The following is a 21,913-nucleotide window of genomic DNA, read 5'->3' on the forward strand; positions in this document are numbered from 1 at the left end:
CAGTTGTGTTTTATGATTGTCACAGCCGCCGTTGGGCTGCCCGGTGCGTTATGTGACCGGGACGAATAGAGGTGCGGCAATTTAGCCCGCAGCATCGCGGCAGGGTCAACCGCTTTTTGACCAAACGGTGGAATTCCATACGGGTGGCCTAACGTAAGCTGCACCGCATAAGCACCGCGTCCACAGGGGCGGCGCCTTTGCGGGCATAATAACCGGGCCGGGTGCCGCAAGTGGCGAATCCGCATGCGTCATACAGCGCCTGCGCCGGGGCATTGTCGGCGGCCACCTCCAGAAAGGCTTCGGTGGCGCCGCGTGTGCGGGCGAGATCCTGCCAGTCCTGCATCACCTGCCGGGCCAGACCCCGGCGCTGGTTCGCGGGGTGGGTGGCGATGGTCAGCAACTCGGCTTCATCCGCGATGACGCGGACAAGGGCGAAACAGCGGGCATCACCGATTGCAAAGGTCAGGGGGCTGTCCAGAAGGTCGGCGAATTCCGCAGCGCTCCAGGGGCGCGACTGGGTAAAGGCCGCTGCGTGGGTCTTGGCCATGTCGTCTGTGGCTGGGGCAGGGGCCACGGCGTCAGCCATCGATCAGCGCAGGCGGAGTATCGCGCGCGGGCGCGGCATCGGCAGCGCGCAGATAGAGGGGCGCGGGGGCGGCTGTGTCCTGATCCATCCGGGCGGCTGCCAGACGCGCGATCGCCTCGGCCAGCCCTGTGGGAGAGGCCTCGGGCGCAAAGGTCAGCCCGGCACCGCGCGCGGCTTCTTCGGCTTCCTCGCGGGGCATCAGACGCGGTGCCTGATCCGGCAGGGCGGCATAGACCTGATCACGCGGGGCGGGAATGCCGGGCAGGGTTCCTGCGGCGGCGCGGGCGTCAAAACCGTCGATGCCCACGGCCGGAACGCCAAGACCCAGCGCCAGACCTCGGGCGGCGGAAACGGCGATGCGGATACCGGTGAAATTGCCGGGGCCGACGCCAACACCGATGGCATCCAGATCCGCCCATGTGGCGCCGCCTGTCGCCAGCACCTCTTCCAGCAGCGGCATCAGCCGTTCGGCCTGCCCGCGTGTCATCGGCTCCAGCGCCTCGGCAACAAGGGTGTCACCGCGCAGCAAAGCGGCCGCGCAATGCGCGGCCGATGTGTCAAAGCCCAGAACCAGTGGTTCGGTTGTCATCCTCTGTCCTTTCAGGTCGCCAGCATGGCGACGGGTCTGTCCTGCCGCTCAGACGGCGACCGGGCGGACCTCGGTGACTTCGGGGATGTAGTGGCGCAGCAGGTTCTCGATGCCCATTTTCAAGGTCAGCGTCGAGGAGGGACAACCCGCGCAGGCGCCTTGCATATGCAGGTAGACGACACCGCGTTCAAAGCCGTGGAAGGTGATGTCACCGCCGTCCTGAGCCACGGCCGGGCGCACGCGGCTGTCCAGGAGGTCTTTGATCTGGTTCACGACTTCGCCGTCCTCGCCGCTGTGTTCGGCATGGCCCGAGGCCTGCTCACCACCTGCGCTGATCACCGGCTGGCCGGATTGGTAATGCTCCATCACCGCGCCCAGGATGGCAGGTTTGATGTGATCCCATTCGACGTTGTCGGCCTTGGTGACGGTGACAAAATCATTGCCGAAGAACACGCCGGTGACGCCGCTGACGGCGAAGATGCGGCTGGCCAGAGGAGAGCTCTCTGCCGCTTCGGGGCTGGCGAAATCGGCGGTGCCTGCCTCCAGAACGGTCTGTCCCGGAAGGAATTTCAGCGTCGCCGGGTTGGGCGTGGATTCGGTCTGAATGAACATTTCGGGTCTCCGTTGGTCTGCAGGAGATATGCGCGCCGCGGCCGCACAAGTCAAGGTTTGGAACGGTTCTAAATTGCCAGAGCCACCTGTGCATCAGGGAACAGCGGCAGCAATTGGGGGCTCAGGTAATCGCTTCCAGCCGGTCCTTGGACAGATCGCCCGGCACGATGGTGATTGGCACCGGCAGGCTGCCCGAGGTCTTGCTTAGCTGGTTTACCAGCGGCCCCGGCCCCTTGCGGTCGGTGCCCGCGCCCAGCACCAGAACGCCGATGTCGGGATCGGCTTCGATCTGGGCCAGGATCTCGGGCACGGCCTCGCCTTCGCGGATGATCAGCTCCGGATCCACCCCCTGACGGTCGCGCATCCATTTGGCGAAAACCTCGAAATGGGCGTGAATGCGTTCGCGGGCCTCTTCGCGCATGACTTCGCCCACGCCGATCCAGTGGTTGAATTCATCGGGCGGGATCACCGACAGGATCGCCACCCCGCCACCGGTGCGGGCCGCCCGCATCGCGGCGAACCGCATGGCGTTCAGGCATTCACGGCTGTCATCCAGCACAACCAGAAATTTGCGCATCTGTAGCCTCCACAATCCTGATCAATCTGCCCGAGGGGCCGCGTCCTGTCCATCGCTTTTCAGTGCGGCGCTGTTGGCAACCCGGGTTGCGTAGAGCATCAGAACCACCGCCAGCACCATCAGGCGAAACAGATGCGCCGCCGCGACAAAGGTCGGATCGGCGCCAAGCGCGGCGCCGAGGATGATCATGGTTTCCAGCCCGCCGGGGGAAAATCCCAAGAGCACATCCAACAGCGGCAGCCCCGACAGATAGGCCGCCGGCAGGGCCGCAACAACTGCCAGCCCGCAGGTCAGAAGGACGATCACGCCGCCTGCCAGCAAGCTGCCCTGCAATTCGCGCCAGCTCATGCCGGTAAAGCGTCCCCCGATAAGGCTGCCCATCAGGATCAGCGCGCCCTGCGCCCCCCAGCCGGGCAACCCGCCCGCAGTCCAGCCGCCAAGATGGGTCGTCGCAGCGACGGTTATCCCGGCGATCAGCGTCGGGGCGGGCAGTTTGATCCGGCGCAGCAGCGGCGCGATGGCAAGGGCGATGGCAATCTGGATCGCGATCCAGCCCAGCGGTGTCACCGCAGCGCTGCCGGGTAGGCCAAAGCCGATCTCCATCCCCGCAAGGGTGGCCCCCAGCGGCACCAGCAGGGTCAGCGACATCAACCGGATCGAGGCCAGCACCATCGGCCGCGTCAGGGACAGAGACAGGCTGTCCGCCAGCGCGATCACCAGCCCCAGATGTCCGGGCGCGGCGGCGAGAAAGGATTCGTGTCGTTCAAACGGCAGGATGCGGGGCACCAGGCTACGCCCGGCGAAGGGCGTGACAATGGTCAGGGCCGCCAGCAGTCCAAAGGCCACTGGCCAGCGCATCATGGCGGCAAAACTTTCGGGGCTGACCATCGAACCGATGCTGAGCCCCATCACCAGAAACGCCGCATCCCGCAGCCGGGGTGCGATATCCATCGGTGCGCCCCAGAGCCCGGCAAGGCTGACGGCGATGGCAGGCCCGGCCAGCAGGGCCATCGGCATATGGATCAGGGAGGCGATCAAAGCTCCGACCCCGCCGACGGCGATGGTCAGAAAGCTTTGCCGCCACTCACCCATGCGTGGCAGCCCAGTCCCAATACATCTCGCGCACGCGGCGGGCCATGGGGCCGATCTGATACTGACGGTCGTCGAAAGCGGTGACCGGGGTGACCTTGCTCATGTTGCCGGACATGAAGACTTCGTCGGCCTCCTCAAAGTCCTTAAAGCTCAGCACGGTCTCATGCACGGTGACGCCGTCGGCCTTCAGGTTCTTGATGTGACGGGCGCGGGTGATGCCGGCCAGGAAGGTGCCGTTGGCGATGGGGGTAAAGACCTCGCCATCGCGCACCATAAAGATATTTGCGGTAGCGGTTTCGGCCACGTTGCCCATGGCATCCTGCACCAGCGCGTTGGCAAAGCCCTTGGCGCGGGCTTCGCGCAGCATGCGGGCGTTGTTGGGGTAAAGGCAGCCGGCCTTGGCGTTGACTACGGCGTTCTCCAGCACCGGGCGGCGGTACTGGGTGCGGGTCAGCGTGGCGCTGGCATCCGCCGGGGCCATCGGGATCTCTTCCAGGCAGAGCGCGAACTTGGTGGTCTCCGGCTCGGGCGCAATCATCGTCGCATCGCCATCGGTGGCCCAGTACATCGGGCGGATATAGACCGCAGCGCCGGGGGCAAAGCGTTTCAGCCCTTCGCGGGTGATCTCCACCATATCCTCGACCGAGACGGTGGGTTTCATCATCAGCGCCGAGGCCGAGGCATTGGCGCGGGCGCAGTGTAGATCCAGATCCGGCGTCACCCCGTCAAACAGCCGCGCCCCGTCGAAGATCGAAGAGCCAAGCCAGGCCGCGTGGTCGGCGGCGGACATGATTGGCACGTCCCCGTCGTGCCACTGACCGTTGAAGTAGGTGTGGATGGTGCTGCCAGCTGCCATGATCGGGGCCTTTCAAAATGTCTTGCGTCCCCGGGACACTAGGAGGCTCTTCCGGCAAGGTCCAGTGCCCGGTCGGCGCTTCTTTGCACATGGGTGTGTGGGGGCTGTGGAGGTGTTGCGTTGCCACTGCGCGCCGGGACAAGGACCTGGCAAGCTGTTTCGCACGCGAAACAAATGGGAAAACACCGAGGATCGGGCGCTTTGCGCGCGCCGCCCGGCGCGCGCCCGGCCCAAGGGGACAAGGCGCATCCGTGATGCGCAGCGTCCGGGCGGGAGTGCCCCGCCTGCCTGCCCGCCTGACTATATGGGCGCTTTTCTGGGAGACCGCGCAGGACCCTGTGTCGGGACCTGCGCCGGATTGGGGGACCGGAGCGGCTCAGTTGCCCGGTGTCAGGCCCAGCTTCCCAAGGATCGCACCCGCGTCTGCGGCCCAGCGGTCGTGCAGCTCGGCATTGGTGCCATGGCGCAGGCCCATCGCGCGCAGCCCGTCGAATTTCTCCGAGGTTTGCGAGCCGAAAGAGGCCGCAACGCGGGGCCACCAGTAGTCCACCGCTTCCTGCGCCTGCGCTGTCTCGCCGTTCTCTACCAGCTGGGTCAGCCCCTCTTCGGCCAACTCCGCATGGCGCTGCTCGATCGGGGCGATGCTGCGGAAGGCCTCTGCCAGAGGCTGGTAGGACACCTGCGACAACTCCCCAAGCTGCACCGTGACAGCGCGGCCCATCAGAAGGTTCATCACCACTGCGTCAAGCCAGCCTTCCAGCGGGTAGTTGAACACCGCAAGGCGCATGTCGTGCTTGCTGCGGCTCTGGCCGATGTCGGCATCGCGGGTCAGCCGCGCGGTCCAGGGGTGGTGATCGGCGTAGGCCTCGGTATCGGCGCCGAATTCCCCCATGATCCGCAGCACCTTGTCGGCATTGTCGGATTTCTCCAGCACGATCTTGGCGGCGGCGATGCGGGCCTTGATGCCGGGACCTTCGTTGATGATATCGGCAAAGCCCGCGGCCCCGGCGAGCTCGCTGTCGACAAAGGTCGCCATCAGTTTCAAGAGTTCCGCACGATAGCGCGGCGGCACGTTGGATGGATTGGTGAGCTTGCCGCCCTGCGCAAGATAGCTGCTGAGGCTCATGTCCTCGGCCATATCTGATCCTCCCTGAATTCGGCCCTGTGAAACGGGCCCTTAAACACAGACGCGCCCGGAAGGGCGCGCCATGAAATGCATTACTGATCGTAATCCACGACCACCCTATCGGTGACAGGATAGGCCTGGCAGGACAAGACGTAGCCCTTTTCGACCTCGTAATCTTCGAGCGCGTGGTTGGTGACCATTTCCACCTCGCCCTCCAGCACCTTGCAGCGGCAGGTGGAGCAGACCCCGGCCTTGCAGGCGTAGGGCGCGTCCATTGCGTTCTCCAGCGCCGCATCCAGGATGGTGGTGTCCTTGCCCATCTCGATGGTCTGGGTGGCGCCATCAAGGGTGATCGCGGCAGAGGTCTGGTTCGCGTTGCTGGCCGCATCGGCGGCGCTTGCCTTGCGCTTGGCCCGGCCGGGCTGGGCGCTGGCGAAGAGCTCGAACTTGATCTGATCGTCCTTCAGGCCTGCCGTGCGCAGCGCTGCGGCGATGCCCAGCATCATCGGTTCCGGCCCGCAGATAAAGGCGGTGTCGACGTTGTCGATATCAATCCAGTGCTCGAACAGCTGGGCGCATTTCTCCTCGGTCACCAGACCGGTGAAGAGGTCGATCTCCTGCGCATCGCTTTCCAGAATGTGGATGACGTTGAAGCGCCCCATGTAGAGGTTCTTCAGGTCCTCCAGCTCCTCGCGGAACATGATCGTGTTGACGCCCTTGTTGGCGTAAACCAGCGTGAAGGTCGAATTTGGCTCGGCCGCCAGGGTGGTCTTCAGGATCGACAGCACCGGGGTGATGCCGGATCCGCCGGCAAAGCCGAGGTAGGATTTTTCGGCGCCAGCATCGAGCGGCGTGAAGAAGGTGCCCATCGGCGCCATAGCCTGCAAGGTGTCACCGGGTTTGAGATCGGTATTGGCCCAAGTCGAAAAGGCGCCGCCATCGACGCGTTTGATACCGACCTGCAGGATGCCGTCCTCCTTGCCCGCGCAGATCGAGTAGCTGCGGCGCAGCTCCTCGCCGTCGAAATCGCGGCGGAAGGTCAGGTACTGGCCTTGGGTGAAATCGAACTCCGCCGCCGCGCCATTGGCGGGCTTCAGGGAGACAACAACCGCATCGCGGATCGTCTTGCGGACATCGGTGACTTCTAGATCGTGAAAGCGCGCCATGGAGGTCTCCTCAGATGCACTTGAAATAATCAAAGGGTTCGAGGCAGTCCTGGCAGCGCCAGTGTGCCTTGCACGGGGTGGAGCCGAACTGGCTCACACGGGTGACGTTCTTGCTGCCGCAATGGGGGCATTTTTCGGGGCCGCCTGCGGCCTGGGGCGGAGCGATGCCGTATTCTTCCAGCTTGGCGCGGCCCTTTTGCGACAACCAGTCGGTGGTCCAGGGCGGGGCGATCTGGGTTTTGAGGCGGATGTCCTCGACCCCGTGATCGCGCAGGGCGGTTTCGATATCCATGTTGATCACCGCCGTCGCAGGGCAGCCCGAATAGGTCGGGGTGACGGCCACCTCCAGAGTATCGCCGTCCCAGGCGACACCGCGGATGATGCCGAGATCGACCAGAGAGATCACCGGGATTTCCGGATCGGGCACGGCGTCCAGCCATTCCCAGATCTTCTCCACGCTTGGCTTGTCTACTGTTTGGCTCATGTGGCTCACTCCACTTTGGCTTTGCCCGGTCGATAGGCCGGGCAGCCCCCGACCTCCCCCACGGTAGGGGGCTTCACCCCCACCCGAGGTCGGGGGTGCCCTTACTGTGATGCGGTTGTCGCTACCACTTGGCGCCGGGATAGGCGCGCTGCAGCCACTGCATATGGGTCAGCAGGTGCCCCAGATGCTCGGTGTGCATCTTGCCGGTGCGCCCGCCCTTGTGACCAAAGGAACTGTCCGGGATGGTCAGCGTTGCCTCGCCCATGATCCGGCCGATCAGCGCATCAAAATCACCCCGCAGGCTGGCCGGATCGGGCGTGATACCCGCCTTGACCATCTCCGCGTCCACGTCGTCGGACTGGAACATCTCGCCCACATAGGGCCAGAGATAATCCAGCGCTTCCTGCATGCGGCGGTGGCTTTCTTCGGTGCCATCACCCAGCCCCACGACCGTATCGGCCGAACGTTCCAGGTGATAGGCGACTTCCTTGCTGGCCTTGGCGGCAATCGCGGCAACCCGTTCGTCGCTGGATTTCATCAGGTGACCCAGCTGGATCGAGTGCCAGGCATCGAACAGGCACTGGCGCATCAGGGTGCGGCCAAAGTCGCCGTTCGGCACCTCGACCAGCAGCACATTGCGGAAATCCCAGACATCGCGCAGGAAGGCGAGATCATCGGCGCTCTTGCCTTCCCCCTGCACTTCGCCCGCAAGGCCAAGCCACATCTGGGTCTGACCGATGAGGTCGAGCGCGGTATTGGCCAGCGCGATATCCTCTTCCAGAACCGGCGCGTGGCCGCACCATTCGCTGACGCGATGGCCCAGGATCAGGGTGTTGTCACCCATCCGCAAAAGGAACTGAGTAAAGGCTTCCTCGCGGGTCATCACATCGCTCCCACTTCTTCGGGGATGTCAAAGAAGGTCGGGTGACGGTAGACCTTGGATTCCGACGGCTCGTACAGCGGGCCTTTGTCGCCGGGCGAGGAAGCGGCGATATTGTTCGCCTCGACCACCCAGATCGACACGCCTTCATTGCGGCGGGTGTAGACGTCGCGGGCGTTCTTGATCGCCATTTCAGCGTCCGGCGCGTGCAGCGATCCGACGTGGCGGTGGCTCATGCCATGCTGACCGCGGATAAAGACTTCCCAAAGGGGCCATTCATGTTTCATGGGGTGTTCCTCCTGGCTGAGGGGCCACCCTGCCGCAGGTCTATGATGGACTGGGCAGGGGGCAGATAAGGCTTGGGTCGGTTATTCGGCGGCGTGTTTGCGCGCGGCCTTCTTCTGGGCGTGGGCCAGCAGGCCGTCACGGACCCATGCACCGTCTTTCCAGGCGTCATTGCGCGCGGCCAGACGGTCGGTATTGCAGGGGCCGTTGCCCTGGATCACGTCGAAGAACTCCGACCAGTCGGGATCGGTGTAGTCATAGTGACCGCGTTCCTCGTTCCACTTGATGCCGGGATCGGGCAGCTCAAGACCAAGGAATTCGATCTGCGGCACGGTCTGGTCGACGAACTTCTGACGCAGTTCGTCATTGGTGTTCATCTTGATCTTCCAGGCCATCGATTGCGCCGAGTGCACCGAATCCTTGTCCGAGGGACCGAACATCATCAGCGACGGGAACCACAGACGGTTCAGCGCGTCCTGCGCCATCTTCTTCTGCTCAGGCGTACCTTCGGCCATCTTGCGGATGGCGTCATAGCCCTGGCGTTGGTGAAAGCTTTCTTCCTTGCAGACCCGGATCATGGCGCGGCTGTAAGGGCCGAAAGAGGTCCGCTGCAGCGGCACCTGGTTCATGATCGCGGCGCCGTCCACCAGCCAGCCCACTGCGCCGATATCGGCCCAGTTCAGCGTCGGGTAGTTGAAGATCGAGGAATACTTCATGCGGCCATCCAGCAGCATTTCCGTCAGCTCATCACGGGACACACCCAGCGTTTCTGCCGCGCAGTAGAGATACAGACCATGGCCCGCCTCGTCCTGCACTTTGGCCAGCAGGATCGCCTTGCGCTCCAGCGTCGGGGCACGGGTGATCCAGTTGCCTTCGGGCAGCTGGCCGACGATTTCCGAGTGGGCGTGCTGGCCGATCTGGCGGATCAGCGTCTTGCGATAGCCCTCGGGCATCCAGTCCTTGGGCTCGATCTTTTCGCCCCGGTCGATCCGCGCCTGAAAGGCGGCGAGTTTTTCGGGGTCGTCTTGCGTGGCCTCGGATTTCACCATCTGAGCATACATAGCGCGTTTCCTCCCTTACTGATTACACACGTTCAAGGATCAGGGCGGTGCCCTGTCCGACACCAACGCACATGGTGCACAGCGCGTAGCGCCCGCCGGTACGTTGCAGTTGATAGGCGGCGGTCAGCACCAGCCGGGCGCCGGACATGCCAAGCGGATGGCCGATGGCGATAGCACCGCCATTGGGATTAACATGGGGCGCATCGTCCGCCACGCCAAGGGCGCGAAGGGTCGCAAGCCCCTGCGAGGCGAAGGCCTCGTTGAGTTCGATCACGTCCATCTGGTCGATGGTGAGGCCGGTGCGGGCCAGAACCTTTTGCGTCGCGGGGACCGGGCCGATGCCCATCACGCGGGGTTCGACCCCGGCGGCGGCCATGCCGACGATGCGGGCCATCGGTTTCAGGCCGTTCTTGGCCGCGGCTGCCTCATTCGCCATCAGGATGGCGGCGGCGCCATCGTTGACGCCCGAGGCATTGCCTGCGGTCACGCTCTTTTCCGGGCCGTTGACGCCTTTCAGCTTTGCCAGCTTGTCGGCGCCGGTGCCAGGGCGGGGGTGTTCGTCGGTGTCCACGACCAGGGCATCGCCCTTGCGCTGCGGAATGGTCACCGGGGTGATCTCTTCGGCAAAGACGCCTGCCTCATGTGCGCTGGCCCAGCGGGCCTGGCTGCGGGCGGCAAATGCGTCCTGATCCTCGCGAGAGATATCATAATCTTCTGCAACGTTATCAGCGGTCTGCGGCATCGAGTCGGTGCCATACATCTCGTGCATCTTCTTGTTCACGAAGCGCCAGCCGATGGTGGTGTCGTAGACCGCATTGGCGCGGGTAAAGGCGCTGGTTGCCTTGGGCATCACGAAAGGCGCGCGGCTCATGCTTTCGACGCCGCCTGCGATGGCCATGTCATAGTCTCCGGCGCGGATGCCGCGGCTGGCCATGCCCACTGCGTCCATGCCGGATGCGCATAGGCGGTTGATGGTGGTGCCGGGCACATCCACCGGCAGGCCCGCCAGCAGAGCCGCCATGCGGGCCACGTTGCGGTTGCTTTCCCCGGCCTGGTTGGCATCGCCAAAGATCACATCGTCAATGCTGGCCCAGTCCACGTCCGGGTTGCGCGCGACCAGCGCGGCAATCGGGGCAGCGGCCAGATCATCGGTGCGGACCTGGCTGAGGGCGCCGCCGTAGCGGCCAATGGGGGTCCGGGTGGCATCGCAGATGAATGCATCCATGGGGTTCGCGTCTCCTGTTTGGCTCAAAAATTAGCCGACCGTGTAGTCGGTGTACATTAAAGCAGCGATTCGCGGCAAGCAAAATGTAACGTAAAAGGTAGGTGATTGGAAAATCTGTAACACATTGTCGGAATCTGAATGACTTAACGTCCTTTTCCATCGGCGCGGATTTTCTGTTGCGGCCTGCCTGCGCTTTCAGGCAGGCTAAAACAGAACGATCGGTCTGTTGTGGTGCGGAGGACATCGCGACAGCTTTGCTAGGCCTGAAACAGGCGCATTGCGTCACGGGGTAGAGGACATGGCGGATATTCTGCGCATCGGCGGCGCCAGCGGCTTCTGGGGCGATGCTGCGCTGGCCACACCGCAACTGCTGGCAGCGGGCGGGCTGGATTTCATCGTCTATGATTACCTGGCCGAGATCACCATGGCGATCCTGGCCCGCGCGCGCGCCAAGGATCCGGGCGCAGGCTACGCCACGGATTTCGTCAGCGGCGCCATGGCGCCCAACCTGTCCCAGATCGCGGCGCAGGGTGTGCGGATCATCTCCAACGCGGGTGGGGTGAACCCCGGTGCCTGCGCCGCCGCCCTGCGCGAGGAAATCGCCCGGCAGGGGTTGTCGCTGAAAGTGGCGATCATCGAAGGCGACGATCTGACCGGGCAGGCTGAAGAGATCGCCGCAACAGGCCCGATCGAGATGTTTTCCGGCGCGCCTTTCCCGCCCAAAGACAAGATCGCCAGCATCAACGCTTATCTTGGCGCCTTTCCCATCGCCGCCGCGCTGGCCCGGGGCGCTGATATCGTCATTACAGGTCGTTGCGTCGACAGCGCCGTCACCCTTGGCGCCTGCATCCATCATTTCGGCTGGGCGCCGCAGGATCTGCACCAGCTCGCAGGCGGGTCACTGGCAGGGCATATCCTGGAATGCGGACCGCAGGCCACGGGTGGGAATTTCACCGATTGGCGCGATGTGGTGCAGGGGCTGGACCGCATTGGCTATCCCATCGCCGAAGTCTGCCCCGATGGCTCCTTTGATGTCGTGAAGCCCGAAGGCACCGGCGGGCTGGTCTCTTGCGGCACGGTGGGCGAGCAGATGCTCTATGAGATCGGCGATCCGCAGGCCTATGTGCTGCCGGATGTGATCTGTGACTTCTCGAATGTGACACTGACAGAAACCGCTCCGAACCGGGTGCATGTGGCGGGGGCCAGGGGTCTTGGCGTGCCGGAGGCATACAAGACCTGCCTGACCCACGCCGATGGCTACCGCGCCGGGCATATCTTTACCTTCTACGGGCTGCAGGCCGAGGAGAAGGCCCAGGCCTTTGCCGATGCGGCGCTGGCGCGGACCCGCGCGGCTTTGACCCGCATGAACGCGCCCGATTTCACCGATGTCAGCGTGGAGCTGATCGGCGCCGAAAGCCAGTTCGGCGCGATGCGCCAAAGCGCCCCGGCGCGCGAGGTCGCTGCCAAGATTGCGGTGCGCCACGTCGATGCCCGTGCCATTGGCCTTTTCATGAAAGAGGCAACCGGCCTGGGTCTTGCCACTCCGCCGGGCCTGTCGGGCTTCGCGGGCACGCGGCCCCGGCCCAGCCCGGTGCTGGCGCTGTTTTCCTACCTCACGCCCAAGGATCAGGTGTCAGTCACCCTGCGTGATGCGGCGGGAGAGGTTGATATCCCGGCCGCTGCGCCGCAGCCCGCCGATCCGCCCACGCGCCCTGCGCTGCCGGTTGCTCCGGCAGCGAATAGGGTGGTCGAGGTGCCGCTCGTGCGCCTGGCCTATGGGCGCAGCGGTGACAAGGGCGACATCGCCAATATCGGCATTCTCGCCCGCCGCCCCGAGTTCATGCCCTGGATCTGGTCCGCGCTGGATGAGGCCCACCTGACCCGCGTCTTTGGTCATTTCACCAAAGGCCGGATTGAGCGGTTCTACCTGCCGGGGAGTGCGTCGATGAACATCCTGCTGCATGGCGCGCTGGGCGGGGGCGGCACCTCCTCCCTGCGCAATGACCCGCAGGCCAAGGGATACGCCCAGCTGCTGCTGGCCGCCCCGGTGCCGGTGGATGCGGATCTGCTGAGGGGGTGGGATGAATAAAGAGGTGTCAGCCAGAAGGGCAGAACTCGTCCGCGGGCGGAAGCGAAGCGCCCGCCCATGGGGGCGGACGGGCGCTGCCCGGCCTGTTGGCCGGGCGGGACAAGGCAAGATGATACAGGGAGCCGTGACATGACAGTCTTTCAAAGCCGGATCAGCCCGGCCAGCGATGCCTTTCAGCAGAACCGCGCCGAGATGCTGGCGCTGGTGGATCGGATGCGCGCATTGGAGGCCCGCGCGGCAGCGAAATCCGATGAGCGCCGCCCGGTCTTTGACAAACGCGGCCAGCTTTCTCCGCGCGAACGGGTCTCGGCGCTCTTGGATCCCGGAATGCCCTTTGTCGAGCTTTACAACATGGCGTCCTATCTGGTGGATGACCCGGATCCCGAGACATCGATCCCCGGTGCCTCGATCATCACCGGGATCGGCTATGTCTCGGGCGTGCGCTGCATGGTCTTTGCTGATGACGCGGGGATCAATGCAGGGGCGATGACCGGCAAATCGGTGGACAAGGCGCTGGGCGCGCTTGAGATCGCGCATCGGCAGAAGCTGCCTTTTATCCATCTGGTCGAAAGCGCGGGCGCCGATCTGATGCGCTACACGGTGGAGCTCTGGGCCCATGGCGGCGGCATGTTTGCGGGGCTTGCAAGGCTCTCGGCGGCGGGCATTCCGGTGATCACGGTGCTGCATGGCGCATCGACCGCCGGGGGCGCGTATCAGCCGGGTCTGTCGGACTATGTGATCGGGGTCAAGGGCAACGGCATGGCGATGCTGGCGGGTGCCGCGCTGGTGCAGGCCGCCACCGGAGAGGTTGCGAAGGATGCCGACCTTGGCGGAGCCGAGATGCACGCCGAGGTCACCGGACTGGTGGAATATCTCGCCGAGGATGACGCCCACGGGATCGAGATCGCCCGCGAGGTGGTGGCGGGGCTGGGCTGGCCTTCGGGGGCTGTGCAGGGTCCTGACTATGACGCGCCGCAACACGACCCCGATGAACTGGCGGGCGTTGTGCCGGTCGATTACCGCAAACCCTATGACATGCGCGAGGTCGCGGCGCGGATCGTGGATGGCTCGCACCTGTTGGATTTCAAGCCGGGCTACGGGCCTGCAACGCTTTGTCTGCAGGCGCGCATCATGGGGCAACCCGTTGGGATCCTCGCCAACAACGGACCCATCGACCCAGACGGCGCCACCAAGGCGACGCATTTCCTGCAAGCGATGGATCAGGCGGGCACGCCGGTTGTCTTTCTGAACAACACCACCGGCTACATGGTCGGCACCGAGTATGAGCGCGGTGGCATGATCAAACACGGCTCCAAGATGATTCAGGCGGTGACAAACCTGCGGGTGCCCAAGATCTCGCTCTATGTAGGGGCCAGTTTCGGGGCCGGGAATTATGGCATGTGCGGCCATGCCTTTGGCGCCGACTTCTTGTTCACCTGGCCGAATGCCATGACCGGCGTGATGGGCGGGGAACAGGCTGCCCTGACCATGGAACAGGTCGCCCGTCGCACCGCCGCGCGCAAGGGATTTCCGGTGGATGAGGAGCGCCTTGCCACCCAGCGGGCCAAGATCACCGCGCATTTCGACCGGCAATCGGATGCGTTTTACACCTCGGGGCACATGCTCGACATGGGAATGATCGACCCGCGCGACACGCGCCGGGTGATCGGCTTTTGCCTTGCCACCTGCGCCGAAGGGCTGGCGCGCGATCTGCGGCCCAACGCCTTTGGCGTGGCGCGGGCATGACAGGGGAGACGGACATGACACAGATCACATCACTCCTTGTGGCCAACCGGGGCGAGATTGCCCTGCGCATCATGAAAACCGCCCGCGCCATGGGGATCACCTGCATCGCGGTGCACACCAAGGCCGATGCCGCCAGCCCGCATGTTGCCTATGCCGACCGGGCCATCTGCATTGGCGCCGGGCCGGTGGGCGACAGTTATCTTTCGGCGGAAAAACTGATCGCGGCGGCACGGGAGGCGGGTGCGGATGCGGTGCATCCGGGCTATGGCTTCCTGTCGGAAAGCGCCGAATTCGCAAGCGCCTGCACAGGGGCGGGCCTCATCTTCATTGGCCCCGGTGCCGAGGCGATTGCGCTGATGGGCAACAAGGCCGCCGCCAAGCGCCGCATGATCGCGGCGGGGGTTCCTTGTGTGCCGGGATACGAGGGCGAGGATCAGTCGGCAGATGTGCTGGCGGCCGAGGCAGACCGCATCGGCTATCCGGTGATGATCAAGGCGGCAGCCGGGGGCGGCGGGCGCGGCATGCGACTGGTTGAGGCGCCAGAGGGCTTCGCAGGCGCGCTGGGTCTGGCGCAGAGTGAGGCGCTCTCGGCCTTCGGATCAGACGAGGTGATCCTGGAAAAGGCGGTGATCCGCCCGCGCCATGTGGAAATTCAGGTCTTTGCCGACAGGGATGGCAACACGATCCATCTGGGTGAACGCGACTGTTCCGTGCAGCGCCGCCATCAAAAGGTGGTGGAGGAAGCGCCAAGCCCGGCGCTGGATGAAGACTTGCGCGCCCGCATGGGGGCTGCCGCCGTGGAGGCCGCCCGCGCCATTGGCTATGTCGGCGCCGGCACGGTGGAGTTCCTGCTCGATGACAGCGGCGCCTTCTACTTCCTTGAGATGAACACGCGTCTGCAGGTGGAGCACCCGGTCACCGAAATGGTCACCGGTCTGGATCTGGTGGCGCTGCAGATCCGCGTGGCGGCGGGGCAGCCCCTTGGCATCGTGCAAGAGGATGTGACCCTGACCGGCCACGCCATTGAGGTGCGCCTTTACGCCGAAGACCCCGCGCAGGATTTCCTGCCGCAGGCCGGGCGCATTGCCTTGTGGCGGGCTCCGGCGGGGGCGGGCATTCGCGTTGATGAGGGTGTTACCAGCGGGCAGGACATCTCTCCCTATTACGATCCGATGCTGGCAAAGGTGATCGCCCATGGCGCGACCCGGGCCGAGGCGTTGGAACGGCTGATCGGCGCACTGAAGGATCTGGCGCTGTTTGGACCGGCGAGCAACCGCGATTTCCTGCTGAGGGTGCTGAACCATCCCGAGTTCGCCGAAGGGCAGGCCACGACCGGGTTTATCGCCGATCACCTGCCGGGGGATCTGACCGCACCGCTTGGTTCGGCAGAGGTCGCTTTGGCGGCGGCGCTGATCTATCGCAGTGATCAGGCTGCGGCAGCGCGGGCAAGTGGCGTGGCGCCCGAGCTTCTCGGCTGGTCGGCGCAGGGGGCTTTGCACGCGCGGATGAAGATCGCCGCCGGGGAGGCGATCCATGATCTGCGGCTGAGCGAGATGGGCGGTGCCCTGACCGTCGCAGCGGGGGAGTGGTCGCATCAGGTGACCGGGCAGGACAGCGCGCTGCGCGTGGATGGCACCCGCGCGGATCTGCGGCACACTCATATGGAGGGCGACCGTCTTTTCCTGGCGACGGGCGCGCGCATTTTCGAGGTCTCGCGCATCCGCGCCGGGGCCAGCGCGGCAGCAGGAGAGGCTGATGGCCAGATCACCGCGCCGATGCATGGCGCGCTCTTGGAGGTCTGCGTCGCGGCGGGCGACAGTGTCACGCCGGGCAGCCGCCTCGCGGTGCTGGAGGCGATGAAGATGCAGCATGAAATCCTTGCCGCTGCTGCAGGCGTGGTGGCCGAGGTTCCGGTCGCTGCAGGCACACAGGTCAAGGCAGGCGATCTGTTGGTTTCCATCGACGTGGAAGGCGGCGCGGCATGAAATCGGATCTGTGCAAGCAGCTTGGCATCGAATTTCCGCTTTTTGCCTTTTCCCATTGCCGCGATGTGGTGGCCGCCGTCACCAATGCGGGCGGCATGGGCGTCTTTGGCGCCGCGATGATGAGCCCCGAGCAGCTTGAAGAGGAACTAAGCTGGATCGACGATCACGTGGACGGGCGACCCTATGGCGTCGATCTGATCGTGCCCAATAAGTTCGAGGCCAAGGGGCAGGACATTCCTGACGAACAGATCCTTGCCATGGTGCCCGAGGGGCATAAGGAATTCGCCGCCTCGGTGCTGCGCGACAAGGGCCTTGATCCCGGAGATCTGGACGCGCGGCGGCAGGAGATGCTGGTCTTTCGCGACAATATCAGCGCGGACGGGGCACGACGCAGTCTGGAGGTCGCCTTTCGCCACCCCATCGCGCTGATTGCCAATGCGCTGGGCGTGCCACCTGCCGATATGCTGGAGATGGGCAAGGCGCATGGGGTTGCCGTGGCGGCGCTGGTTGGCACGGCGCAGCACGCCCGCGCGCAGGTCGCGGCCGGGGTGGATATCATCGTCGCCGCAGGCGGAGAGGCCGGCGGGCACACGGGTGAGATTTCCACCATGGTGCTGGTGCCCGAGGTGGTTCAGTCCATCGCCGATATGGGCGCTGATGTGCCCGTGCTGGCGGCGGGCGGCATCGCCAGCGGCGCGCAGATGGCGGGCGCCATGGCGATGGGGGCGGCAGGGGCCTGGTGCGGCTCGGTCTGGCTGACGACCGTCGAGGCGGAGACCAACCCGGTGGTGAAGGAAAAGATGCTGGCGGCCAGCAGCGCCGATACGGTGCGGGCGCGGTCGCGCACCGGCAAGCCCTCGCGCCAGCTCATCAGCGGCTGGACCGAGGCCTGGGAGGGGAAAGGCGCGCCCAAACCGCTGCCGATGCCCTTGCAGACGCTGGTGTCGGAACCGGCGCTGGCGCGGATCGACCAGCTGAGCCAGACAGGCGATGCAGGCGCGCAGGAGCTGGCCACCTATTGGGTCGGGCAGGGCGTTGGTCTGATGACGCAGGCCATGTCCGCAGGCGCGGTGGTGCAGGCCTTCAAGGAGGATTTCCTGCGTGGCTACGAAAGGCTTCAGGCGGCGCTGGAAGGGTGAGGCAAGGCGCTGGAGCGGTCAATCGCCGGTGTAGTGCAGCACCGTGTTGGGATAGCCGGTGCCGTCGATCTCAAAGACGGTTTCGCCAACCGAGGCAAATCCCTGACGGTGATAAAACCCGATGGCGGGAGTGTTTTCGGAGTTCGTGGAGAGCCACGGCGCGCCCAATCCCTTGGCGCGGCAATGGCCCAGCCCGGCCCGCAACAGCGCCTGTCCGATGCCTCGCCCGTGGTGGCGCGGCTGCACGTAAAGGGTTGTGATCTCGGTCTTCGCGCCGCCGACTGGTGAGGGGCGATCTTCGGTGATCCGGATATAACCATCGATCCCGTCCCGGTTCTGCGACACGATCAGCGTCTCACCCGGGTCCTGCAGCAGCGCGGCGAAATGGGCGGGGGTAAAGGCCTCCAGCACAAAGGTGGCAAAGGTGTCATTAACGCCTTCGCGCAGGTAGGTGCCGGTCCAGACCTCGATCGACAGCGCCGCCAGCGCGGCGCAATCGGTGGTTTTTGCCGGGCGCAGCTGCAGGAGGTGTTTGGTTTGGGGCTTTGCGGACATGGGGGTCTTTCCGTTTTCTGTCTGCGCGTCCGTTGCGCCGCAACAGGGATCACATCCCGGCAACGGTGAAAATGGCGCGCCTGCATTTCGCGCTGTGGTTGCGGCGCGGCGGCAACAGGCCGGGCGCGCTGATCTTAGGCTTTTGCGGCTGGCCTTCTTGCTTCACCTGTTTAATAGTTTGCGGACAAATCGCGGAGCAACGGGAGGGGAGCGCCGATGAATATTCTCTACATCATGTTTGACCAGCTGAGGTTCGATTACCTCAGCTGTGCGGGGCACCCTCATCTGCAGACGCCGCATATCGATGCGCTGGCAGCAAAGGGCGTGCGCTTTACCCGCGCCTATGTGCAGTCGCCGACCTGCGGCTCGTCGCGGATGTCCAGCTATACCGGGCGCTATCCTTCCAGCCACGGGGTGCAGTTCAACGGCTATCCCCTGCGGGTTGGGGAATGGACCATGGGCGATCACCTGCGCCGCGCCGGGATGGGCTGCCACCTGATCGGCAAGACCCATATGGTGGCCGATGCCGACGGGATGGAGCGTCTGGGACTAGCGCCCGACAGTGTGATCGGGGTACGGCAAAGCGAATGCGGCTTTGATCCATTTATCCGCGACGACGGGCTTTGGGCCGAGGGGCCGGACGGGTTCTACGATGGCAAGCGCAGCCCGTATAACGAATACCTGAAATCCAAGGGCTATCCCGGCGAAAACCCATGGAACGACTTTGCCAATGCCGGGGTCGAGGGCAATGACGTCGCCTCGGGCTGGTTCATGGTGAATGCCGACAAGCCCGCCAATATCGCCGAAGAAGACAGCGAAACCCCCTGGCTGACCACCCAGGCGATGGAGTTTATCACTCAGGCCGAGGCGAAGGGGGATCAGCCCTGGTGCGCGCATCTGAGTTATATCAAGCCACATTGGCCCTATATCGTTCCGGCGCCCTATCACGACATGTACGGCCCCGAACACGTGCTGCCCGCCGTGCGTTCGGAAGCGGAGCGGGAAGATCCGCATCCGGTCTTTGGCGGTATGATGAACAACCGGATCGGCAAGACATTCTCGCGCGATGAAGTGCGCGAGCGGGTGATCCCCGCCTACATGGGGCTGATCAAGCAGGCCGACGACCAGATGGGTCGGCTGTTCGCCTGGCTGGAAGAGACCGGGCGCATGAAGGACACGATGATCGTGGTGACCTCGGACCATGGCGATTATCTGGGTGATCACTGGATGGGCGAGAAGAACCTGTTTCACGAACCGTCGATCAAGGTGCCGCTGATCATCTACGATCCGCGCGCCGAGGCCGATGCCACCCGGGGCACCACCTGCGATGAGCTGGTGGAGGCGATCGACCTGTTGCCCACCTTCCTTGAGGTCGCGGGCGGCGCTCCGGCGCCGCATATCCTGGAGGGACGCTCACTCATGCCGCTGCTGCGCGGGGAGAAGACCGAGTGGCGCGATCATGCGGTAGCGGAATTCGATTACGCCACCAATCCGATCTGCGAAACGCTGGGGCTGGCGCCAAAGGATGCGCGGCTGTTCATGGTGGTGGACCGGCGCTGGAAGTTCATGCATGCCGAAGGCGGCCTGCGCCCGATGCTGTTCGATCTGGAAACCGATCCGGACGAGCTGGTGGATCTGGGCGCCAGCGCGGAGCATGCCGAGGTGATCGACCTGATGTACGACCGGTTGCTGGCCTGGGGGCTGCGCATGTCTCAGCGCATCACCCTGTCGGATGAACAGATTGCCGCCCGCCGTGGCAAGGCGCCGCGCAAGGGCATCCTGCTGGGCGTCTATGAACCGGATGAGCTGGCGCCCGAGCTGACAGCGAAATACAGGGGCGCTGTTCCGTCAGAGTAAAACAGCGAATACGGGGAGGCTCCCGCCCGGCCGGGTCCTTTTGAAAAAGGACGCAGGCCCGTTGGGCCGAGCGCCGCGCAGGGCGCGGCGCTGCACCGTGCAAAGCACGGTGCCATGCCCAAGGCCGCCAGGGACGACCCGGCCCCGCCGGTTGTTCTGCGGGCGCGGGAGCCTGCGCTCCCTTCGTGAGGAGAAATCACATGCGCACATTCTATGCCGTTTCAGCCATCATCGGCACGTTGGTGCCTTGGCTGTTCTTCGGCTCCTTCTTTGCCCTCAACGGGATTGATATCCCGGCCTTTCTGCGTGGGTTGTTTGCCAATGGCGCGGCGGCAGGGTTCTCTGCCGATGTTCTGCTGTCGATCTTGGTGTTCTGGGTCTGGAGCTGGCGGGACGCCCGCGATCTGGGCCTGCGCCGCTGGTGGTTGCTCCTACCTGCAGGCTGCACCGTTGGGCTATCCCTTGCGCTGCCGCTGTATCTCTGGATGCGGGAAGGGCGGATGGGCGCCGCCTGATCTTGTCAGGCTGCCGGGGCCGGGCGCCGTTGCCTCTGGCCGGGGGGCACCCTATCCTGCGGCAAAAGCCAAAGAGGCGGGAGAACGGAACAGGCATGGCCGGGCAGAGCGAGCAGCTACTCAACGCGATCCTCAGCGATATCGACGCCGGGCGGCTGAGCCCGGGCGATGTGCTGGACGAAGCCGGTCTTGTGGCCCGCCACAACGTCTCGCGCACGCCAGTGCGGGAGGTGCTGATCCAGCTGGAGACCGCCGGGCTGATCCGCCGTCTGCCGAGGAAGGGCGCGGTGTTGTTCAAACCAACGCTGGAGGAATTCCTCGCCATCCTCGAAGTGCACGCCAAGCTGGAAGGACAGGCCGCGGGCCTTGCCGCGCGCCGCATGACCAAGGCTCAAGCCGAGGAACTGGAGCGTATTGTCTCTGCCTGCGAGGCGCACGCGGCCGAGAAGGGCGACGGCGATCCCGATGGTTACTATCAGCTAAACCTGCGCTTTCACGAGGTGATCGCGCTTGGCTCGGGCAATCCTTTCCTTGTGGAGATGATCAAGACCAATGCGCGCAAGCTGATGGCCTATTACCGGGCGCGCTATCGCTATCCCGGCTCCATCGCGCAATCGGCCAAGGACCATCGCAGGCTGGCCGGGTTGATCGAGGCCCATGACAGCGCAGCGGCGGAGGCCGAGATGGCCGCTCATGTGCAATTCGATCAGGTCACGGTGATGGATCTCTTGGCGGCGCTGGGCTGAGCTGCCTCAGCCGATGCCCTGCTCGAAGAACCGTGCCAGCGCCTCGGCGAAGCGGGCCTGATCAGATGTCTCCGCAAGGCTTGCCACAGCCTGCGCATGCACATCTTCCGGCAACATGCCCTTCATTTCCTCGGTCAGGGCGGTGATGAAGCCATGGCTCATTTCCGGGTGATGCTGGGTGGTCCAGATGTGGTGCCCGACGGTGAAACCCGCGATCATACCGTTACTGGTGGCTGTCTGCACCGCGCCCTGCGGCAGGGCGCAGACGCATTCCTTGTGAGAGCCATAAAGGCGCAGGGGATCGGGTAGCTCCCGCGCCCAGGGCGGGGTGTCCTGCAAGGCGTTGAGCGTTAGCCCCTGCACCCAGCCGCAAGGGTTGCTGCCCAAAACACCGCCAAGGGCTAGCGCCACGGCCTGATGGCCAAAACAGGCGCCAAAGAGGGGCTGCTTGCGGGCGTTCATGTCCCGGATCAGATCCATCAGCGGCGCGATCCAGGGCAGATCATCGCGGACCGAGGCCGGGCTGCCGGTGATCATCGCGCCGTCAAAATCCGCGATGTCCTTGGGGAACACGCCATCCTTTACCGAAAAGACCGAAACGTCCCAGCCGGGGCGGACCATGTGGATGAGGTCCGCGAACTTTTCTCCATCCTTGGGGTGATGCGCGGCAAAGTCGCTCTCGTCCGTGTTGGTCATCAGAATGGCCAAGTGCATGATATGCCTCGCAAGATTTTCATTTACA

General features: G+C 64.6%; 22 protein-coding genes. 7 read left to right on the top strand and 15 right to left on the bottom strand.

Going from position 1 to position 21,913, the window contains the following annotated elements; translation table 11 throughout:
* Positions 1-148: 148 nt before the first annotated feature.
* The 13 genes from AAFO90_RS04390 to pcaF form a co-directional block, all read right to left on the bottom strand.
* Positions 149-586 carry a GNAT family N-acetyltransferase gene (locus tag AAFO90_RS04390; protein ID WP_347508627.1) on the bottom strand — a complete coding sequence of 146 codons (438 nt, stop codon included), beginning with the start codon at positions 584-586 and terminating at the stop codon, positions 149-151.
* Complete coding sequence (gene tsaB, locus AAFO90_RS04395) at positions 579-1,175, bottom strand: tRNA (adenosine(37)-N6)-threonylcarbamoyltransferase complex dimerization subunit type 1 TsaB (RefSeq protein WP_347508628.1); 597 nt, start codon at positions 1,173-1,175, stop codon at positions 579-581. The genes AAFO90_RS04390 and tsaB overlap by 8 nt, the downstream gene beginning before the upstream one ends.
* 48 nt (positions 1,176-1,223) lie before the next feature.
* Positions 1,224-1,787, bottom strand: a complete 564-nt coding sequence (locus tag AAFO90_RS04400) for a NifU family protein (RefSeq protein ID WP_347508629.1) — start codon at positions 1,785-1,787, stop codon at positions 1,224-1,226.
* A 121-nt stretch (positions 1,788-1,908) separates the two neighbouring features.
* Positions 1,909-2,364: a universal stress protein gene (locus AAFO90_RS04405; RefSeq protein WP_065272547.1), complete on the bottom strand. Its 456-nt coding sequence runs from the start codon at positions 2,362-2,364 to the stop codon at positions 1,909-1,911.
* 21 nt (positions 2,365-2,385) lie between these two features.
* Positions 2,386-3,456, bottom strand: coding sequence for an AbrB family transcriptional regulator (locus tag AAFO90_RS04410; protein WP_347508630.1), 1,071 nt, complete (start codon positions 3,454-3,456; stop codon positions 2,386-2,388).
* The gene (locus tag AAFO90_RS04415; RefSeq protein WP_065272549.1) at positions 3,449-4,312 is read right to left on the bottom strand and encodes a branched-chain amino acid aminotransferase; all 864 of its coding nucleotides are present in this window, start codon (positions 4,310-4,312) and stop codon (positions 3,449-3,451) included. Before AAFO90_RS04415 ends, AAFO90_RS04410 begins: the two co-directional genes overlap by 8 nt.
* 376 nt (positions 4,313-4,688) lie before the next feature.
* Positions 4,689-5,450 carry a Phenylacetic acid catabolic protein gene (locus AAFO90_RS04420; RefSeq protein WP_274834602.1) on the bottom strand — a complete coding sequence of 254 codons (762 nt, stop codon included), beginning with the start codon at positions 5,448-5,450 and terminating at the stop codon, positions 4,689-4,691.
* Between the two features lie 80 nt (positions 5,451-5,530).
* Complete coding sequence (paaE, locus tag AAFO90_RS04425; RefSeq protein WP_065272551.1) at positions 5,531-6,604, bottom strand: 1,2-phenylacetyl-CoA epoxidase subunit PaaE; 1,074 nt, start codon at positions 6,602-6,604, stop codon at positions 5,531-5,533.
* A 10-nt stretch (positions 6,605-6,614) separates the two neighbouring features.
* Positions 6,615-7,088, bottom strand: coding sequence for a 1,2-phenylacetyl-CoA epoxidase subunit PaaD (gene paaD, locus AAFO90_RS04430; protein ID WP_347508631.1), 474 nt, complete (start codon positions 7,086-7,088; stop codon positions 6,615-6,617).
* 121 nt (positions 7,089-7,209) lie between these two features.
* Positions 7,210-7,971, bottom strand: a complete 762-nt coding sequence (gene paaC, locus AAFO90_RS04435) for a 1,2-phenylacetyl-CoA epoxidase subunit PaaC (RefSeq protein WP_347508632.1) — start codon at positions 7,969-7,971, stop codon at positions 7,210-7,212.
* On the bottom strand, positions 7,971-8,255 hold the full coding sequence (gene paaB / locus AAFO90_RS04440) for a 1,2-phenylacetyl-CoA epoxidase subunit PaaB (RefSeq protein WP_065272553.1): 285 nt from the start codon (positions 8,253-8,255) through the stop codon (positions 7,971-7,973). The genes paaC and paaB overlap by 1 nt, the downstream gene beginning before the upstream one ends.
* 81 nt (positions 8,256-8,336) lie before the next feature.
* Entirely contained in the window at positions 8,337-9,314 is a 978-nt protein-coding gene (paaA, locus tag AAFO90_RS04445; protein WP_347508633.1) for a 1,2-phenylacetyl-CoA epoxidase subunit PaaA, read from the bottom strand.
* A 22-nt stretch (positions 9,315-9,336) separates the two neighbouring features.
* Positions 9,337-10,539 (bottom strand): 3-oxoadipyl-CoA thiolase, encoded by a 1,203-nt coding sequence (pcaF, locus tag AAFO90_RS04450; RefSeq protein WP_347508634.1) that lies wholly within the window; start codon positions 10,537-10,539, stop codon positions 9,337-9,339.
* Between the two features lie 298 nt (positions 10,540-10,837).
* Here pcaF and AAFO90_RS04455 point away from each other — a divergent pair, with 298 nt between their 5' ends.
* The 4 genes from AAFO90_RS04455 (at position 10,838) to AAFO90_RS04470 (ending at position 17,498) form a co-directional block, all read left to right on the top strand.
* Entirely contained in the window at positions 10,838-12,628 is a 1,791-nt protein-coding gene (locus AAFO90_RS04455; protein ID WP_347508635.1) for an acyclic terpene utilization AtuA family protein, read from the top strand.
* A gap of 129 nt (positions 12,629-12,757) precedes the next feature.
* Positions 12,758-14,374, top strand: a complete 1,617-nt coding sequence (locus AAFO90_RS04460) for a carboxyl transferase domain-containing protein (RefSeq protein ID WP_347508636.1) — start codon at positions 12,758-12,760, stop codon at positions 14,372-14,374.
* A 14-nt stretch (positions 14,375-14,388) separates the two neighbouring features.
* A complete protein-coding gene (locus tag AAFO90_RS04465; protein WP_347508637.1) occupies positions 14,389-16,359 on the top strand; it encodes an acetyl-CoA carboxylase biotin carboxylase subunit in 1,971 nt (656 codons plus the stop codon).
* A complete protein-coding gene (locus tag AAFO90_RS04470; protein ID WP_347508638.1) occupies positions 16,356-17,498 on the top strand; it encodes a nitronate monooxygenase in 1,143 nt (380 codons plus the stop codon). Before AAFO90_RS04465 ends, AAFO90_RS04470 begins: the two co-directional genes overlap by 4 nt.
* Positions 17,499-17,516: 18 nt before the next feature.
* Here the strand turns inward: AAFO90_RS04470 and AAFO90_RS04475 are convergent, their stop codons facing one another.
* On the bottom strand, positions 17,517-18,053 hold the full coding sequence (locus AAFO90_RS04475) for an N-acetyltransferase (RefSeq protein WP_347508639.1): 537 nt from the start codon (positions 18,051-18,053) through the stop codon (positions 17,517-17,519).
* A gap of 216 nt (positions 18,054-18,269) precedes the next feature.
* Between AAFO90_RS04475 and AAFO90_RS04480 the strand changes: the two genes are divergently transcribed.
* The 3 genes from AAFO90_RS04480 to AAFO90_RS04490 all read left to right on the top strand — a co-directional run bounded on the left by AAFO90_RS04480 (position 18,270) and on the right by AAFO90_RS04490 (position 21,171).
* Positions 18,270-19,910 (top strand): sulfatase-like hydrolase/transferase, encoded by a 1,641-nt coding sequence (locus tag AAFO90_RS04480; protein ID WP_274831396.1) that lies wholly within the window; start codon positions 18,270-18,272, stop codon positions 19,908-19,910.
* A 200-nt stretch (positions 19,911-20,110) separates the two neighbouring features.
* Positions 20,111-20,425 carry a DUF2834 domain-containing protein gene (locus AAFO90_RS04485; RefSeq protein ID WP_347508640.1) on the top strand — a complete coding sequence of 105 codons (315 nt, stop codon included), beginning with the start codon at positions 20,111-20,113 and terminating at the stop codon, positions 20,423-20,425.
* Between the two features lie 95 nt (positions 20,426-20,520).
* Positions 20,521-21,171, top strand: a complete 651-nt coding sequence (locus tag AAFO90_RS04490; RefSeq protein WP_274866949.1) for a GntR family transcriptional regulator — start codon at positions 20,521-20,523, stop codon at positions 21,169-21,171.
* A gap of 6 nt (positions 21,172-21,177) precedes the next feature.
* Here the strand turns inward: AAFO90_RS04490 and AAFO90_RS04495 are convergent, their stop codons facing one another.
* Positions 21,178-21,885 (bottom strand): type 1 glutamine amidotransferase, encoded by a 708-nt coding sequence (locus AAFO90_RS04495; RefSeq protein WP_347508641.1) that lies wholly within the window; start codon positions 21,883-21,885, stop codon positions 21,178-21,180.
* Between the last annotated feature and the right edge of the window lie 28 nt (positions 21,886-21,913).

Source organism: Phaeobacter sp. CAU 1743 (genome assembly GCF_039839315.1).
Lineage (GTDB): Bacteria > Pseudomonadota > Alphaproteobacteria > Rhodobacterales > Rhodobacteraceae > Phycobacter > Phycobacter gallaeciensis_A.

Excerpts from the sequence above, each read along its gene's own strand:
- AAFO90_RS04390 (WP_347508627.1), bottom strand. The coding sequence starts at position 586 with ATGGCTGACGCCGTGGCCCCTGCCCCAGCCACAGACGACATGGCCAAG.
- tsaB (WP_347508628.1), bottom strand. The coding sequence starts at position 1,175 with ATGACAACCGAACCACTGGTTCTGGGCTTTGACACATCGGCCGCGCAT.
- AAFO90_RS04400 (WP_347508629.1), bottom strand. The coding sequence starts at position 1,787 with ATGTTCATTCAGACCGAATCCACGCCCAACCCGGCGACGCTGAAATTC.
- AAFO90_RS04405 (WP_065272547.1), bottom strand. The coding sequence starts at position 2,364 with ATGCGCAAATTTCTGGTTGTGCTGGATGACAGCCGTGAATGCCTGAAC.
- AAFO90_RS04410 (WP_347508630.1), bottom strand. The coding sequence starts at position 3,456 with ATGGGTGAGTGGCGGCAAAGCTTTCTGACCATCGCCGTCGGCGGGGTC.
- AAFO90_RS04415 (WP_065272549.1), bottom strand. The coding sequence starts at position 4,312 with ATGGCAGCTGGCAGCACCATCCACACCTACTTCAACGGTCAGTGGCAC.
- AAFO90_RS04420 (WP_274834602.1), bottom strand. The coding sequence starts at position 5,450 with ATGGCCGAGGACATGAGCCTCAGCAGCTATCTTGCGCAGGGCGGCAAG.
- paaE (WP_065272551.1), bottom strand. The coding sequence starts at position 6,604 with ATGGCGCGCTTTCACGATCTAGAAGTCACCGATGTCCGCAAGACGATC.
- paaD (WP_347508631.1), bottom strand. The coding sequence starts at position 7,088 with ATGAGCCAAACAGTAGACAAGCCAAGCGTGGAGAAGATCTGGGAATGG.
- paaC (WP_347508632.1), bottom strand. The coding sequence starts at position 7,971 with ATGACCCGCGAGGAAGCCTTTACTCAGTTCCTTTTGCGGATGGGTGAC.
- paaB (WP_065272553.1), bottom strand. The coding sequence starts at position 8,255 with ATGAAACATGAATGGCCCCTTTGGGAAGTCTTTATCCGCGGTCAGCAT.
- paaA (WP_347508633.1), bottom strand. The coding sequence starts at position 9,314 with ATGTATGCTCAGATGGTGAAATCCGAGGCCACGCAAGACGACCCCGAA.
- pcaF (WP_347508634.1), bottom strand. The coding sequence starts at position 10,539 with ATGGATGCATTCATCTGCGATGCCACCCGGACCCCCATTGGCCGCTAC.
- AAFO90_RS04455 (WP_347508635.1), top strand. The coding sequence starts at position 10,838 with ATGGCGGATATTCTGCGCATCGGCGGCGCCAGCGGCTTCTGGGGCGAT.
- AAFO90_RS04460 (WP_347508636.1), top strand. The coding sequence starts at position 12,758 with ATGACAGTCTTTCAAAGCCGGATCAGCCCGGCCAGCGATGCCTTTCAG.
- AAFO90_RS04465 (WP_347508637.1), top strand. The coding sequence starts at position 14,389 with ATGACACAGATCACATCACTCCTTGTGGCCAACCGGGGCGAGATTGCC.
- AAFO90_RS04470 (WP_347508638.1), top strand. The coding sequence starts at position 16,356 with ATGAAATCGGATCTGTGCAAGCAGCTTGGCATCGAATTTCCGCTTTTT.
- AAFO90_RS04475 (WP_347508639.1), bottom strand. The coding sequence starts at position 18,053 with ATGTCCGCAAAGCCCCAAACCAAACACCTCCTGCAGCTGCGCCCGGCA.
- AAFO90_RS04480 (WP_274831396.1), top strand. The coding sequence starts at position 18,270 with ATGAATATTCTCTACATCATGTTTGACCAGCTGAGGTTCGATTACCTC.
- AAFO90_RS04485 (WP_347508640.1), top strand. The coding sequence starts at position 20,111 with ATGCGCACATTCTATGCCGTTTCAGCCATCATCGGCACGTTGGTGCCT.
- AAFO90_RS04490 (WP_274866949.1), top strand. The coding sequence starts at position 20,521 with ATGGCCGGGCAGAGCGAGCAGCTACTCAACGCGATCCTCAGCGATATC.
- AAFO90_RS04495 (WP_347508641.1), bottom strand. The coding sequence starts at position 21,885 with ATGCACTTGGCCATTCTGATGACCAACACGGACGAGAGCGACTTTGCC.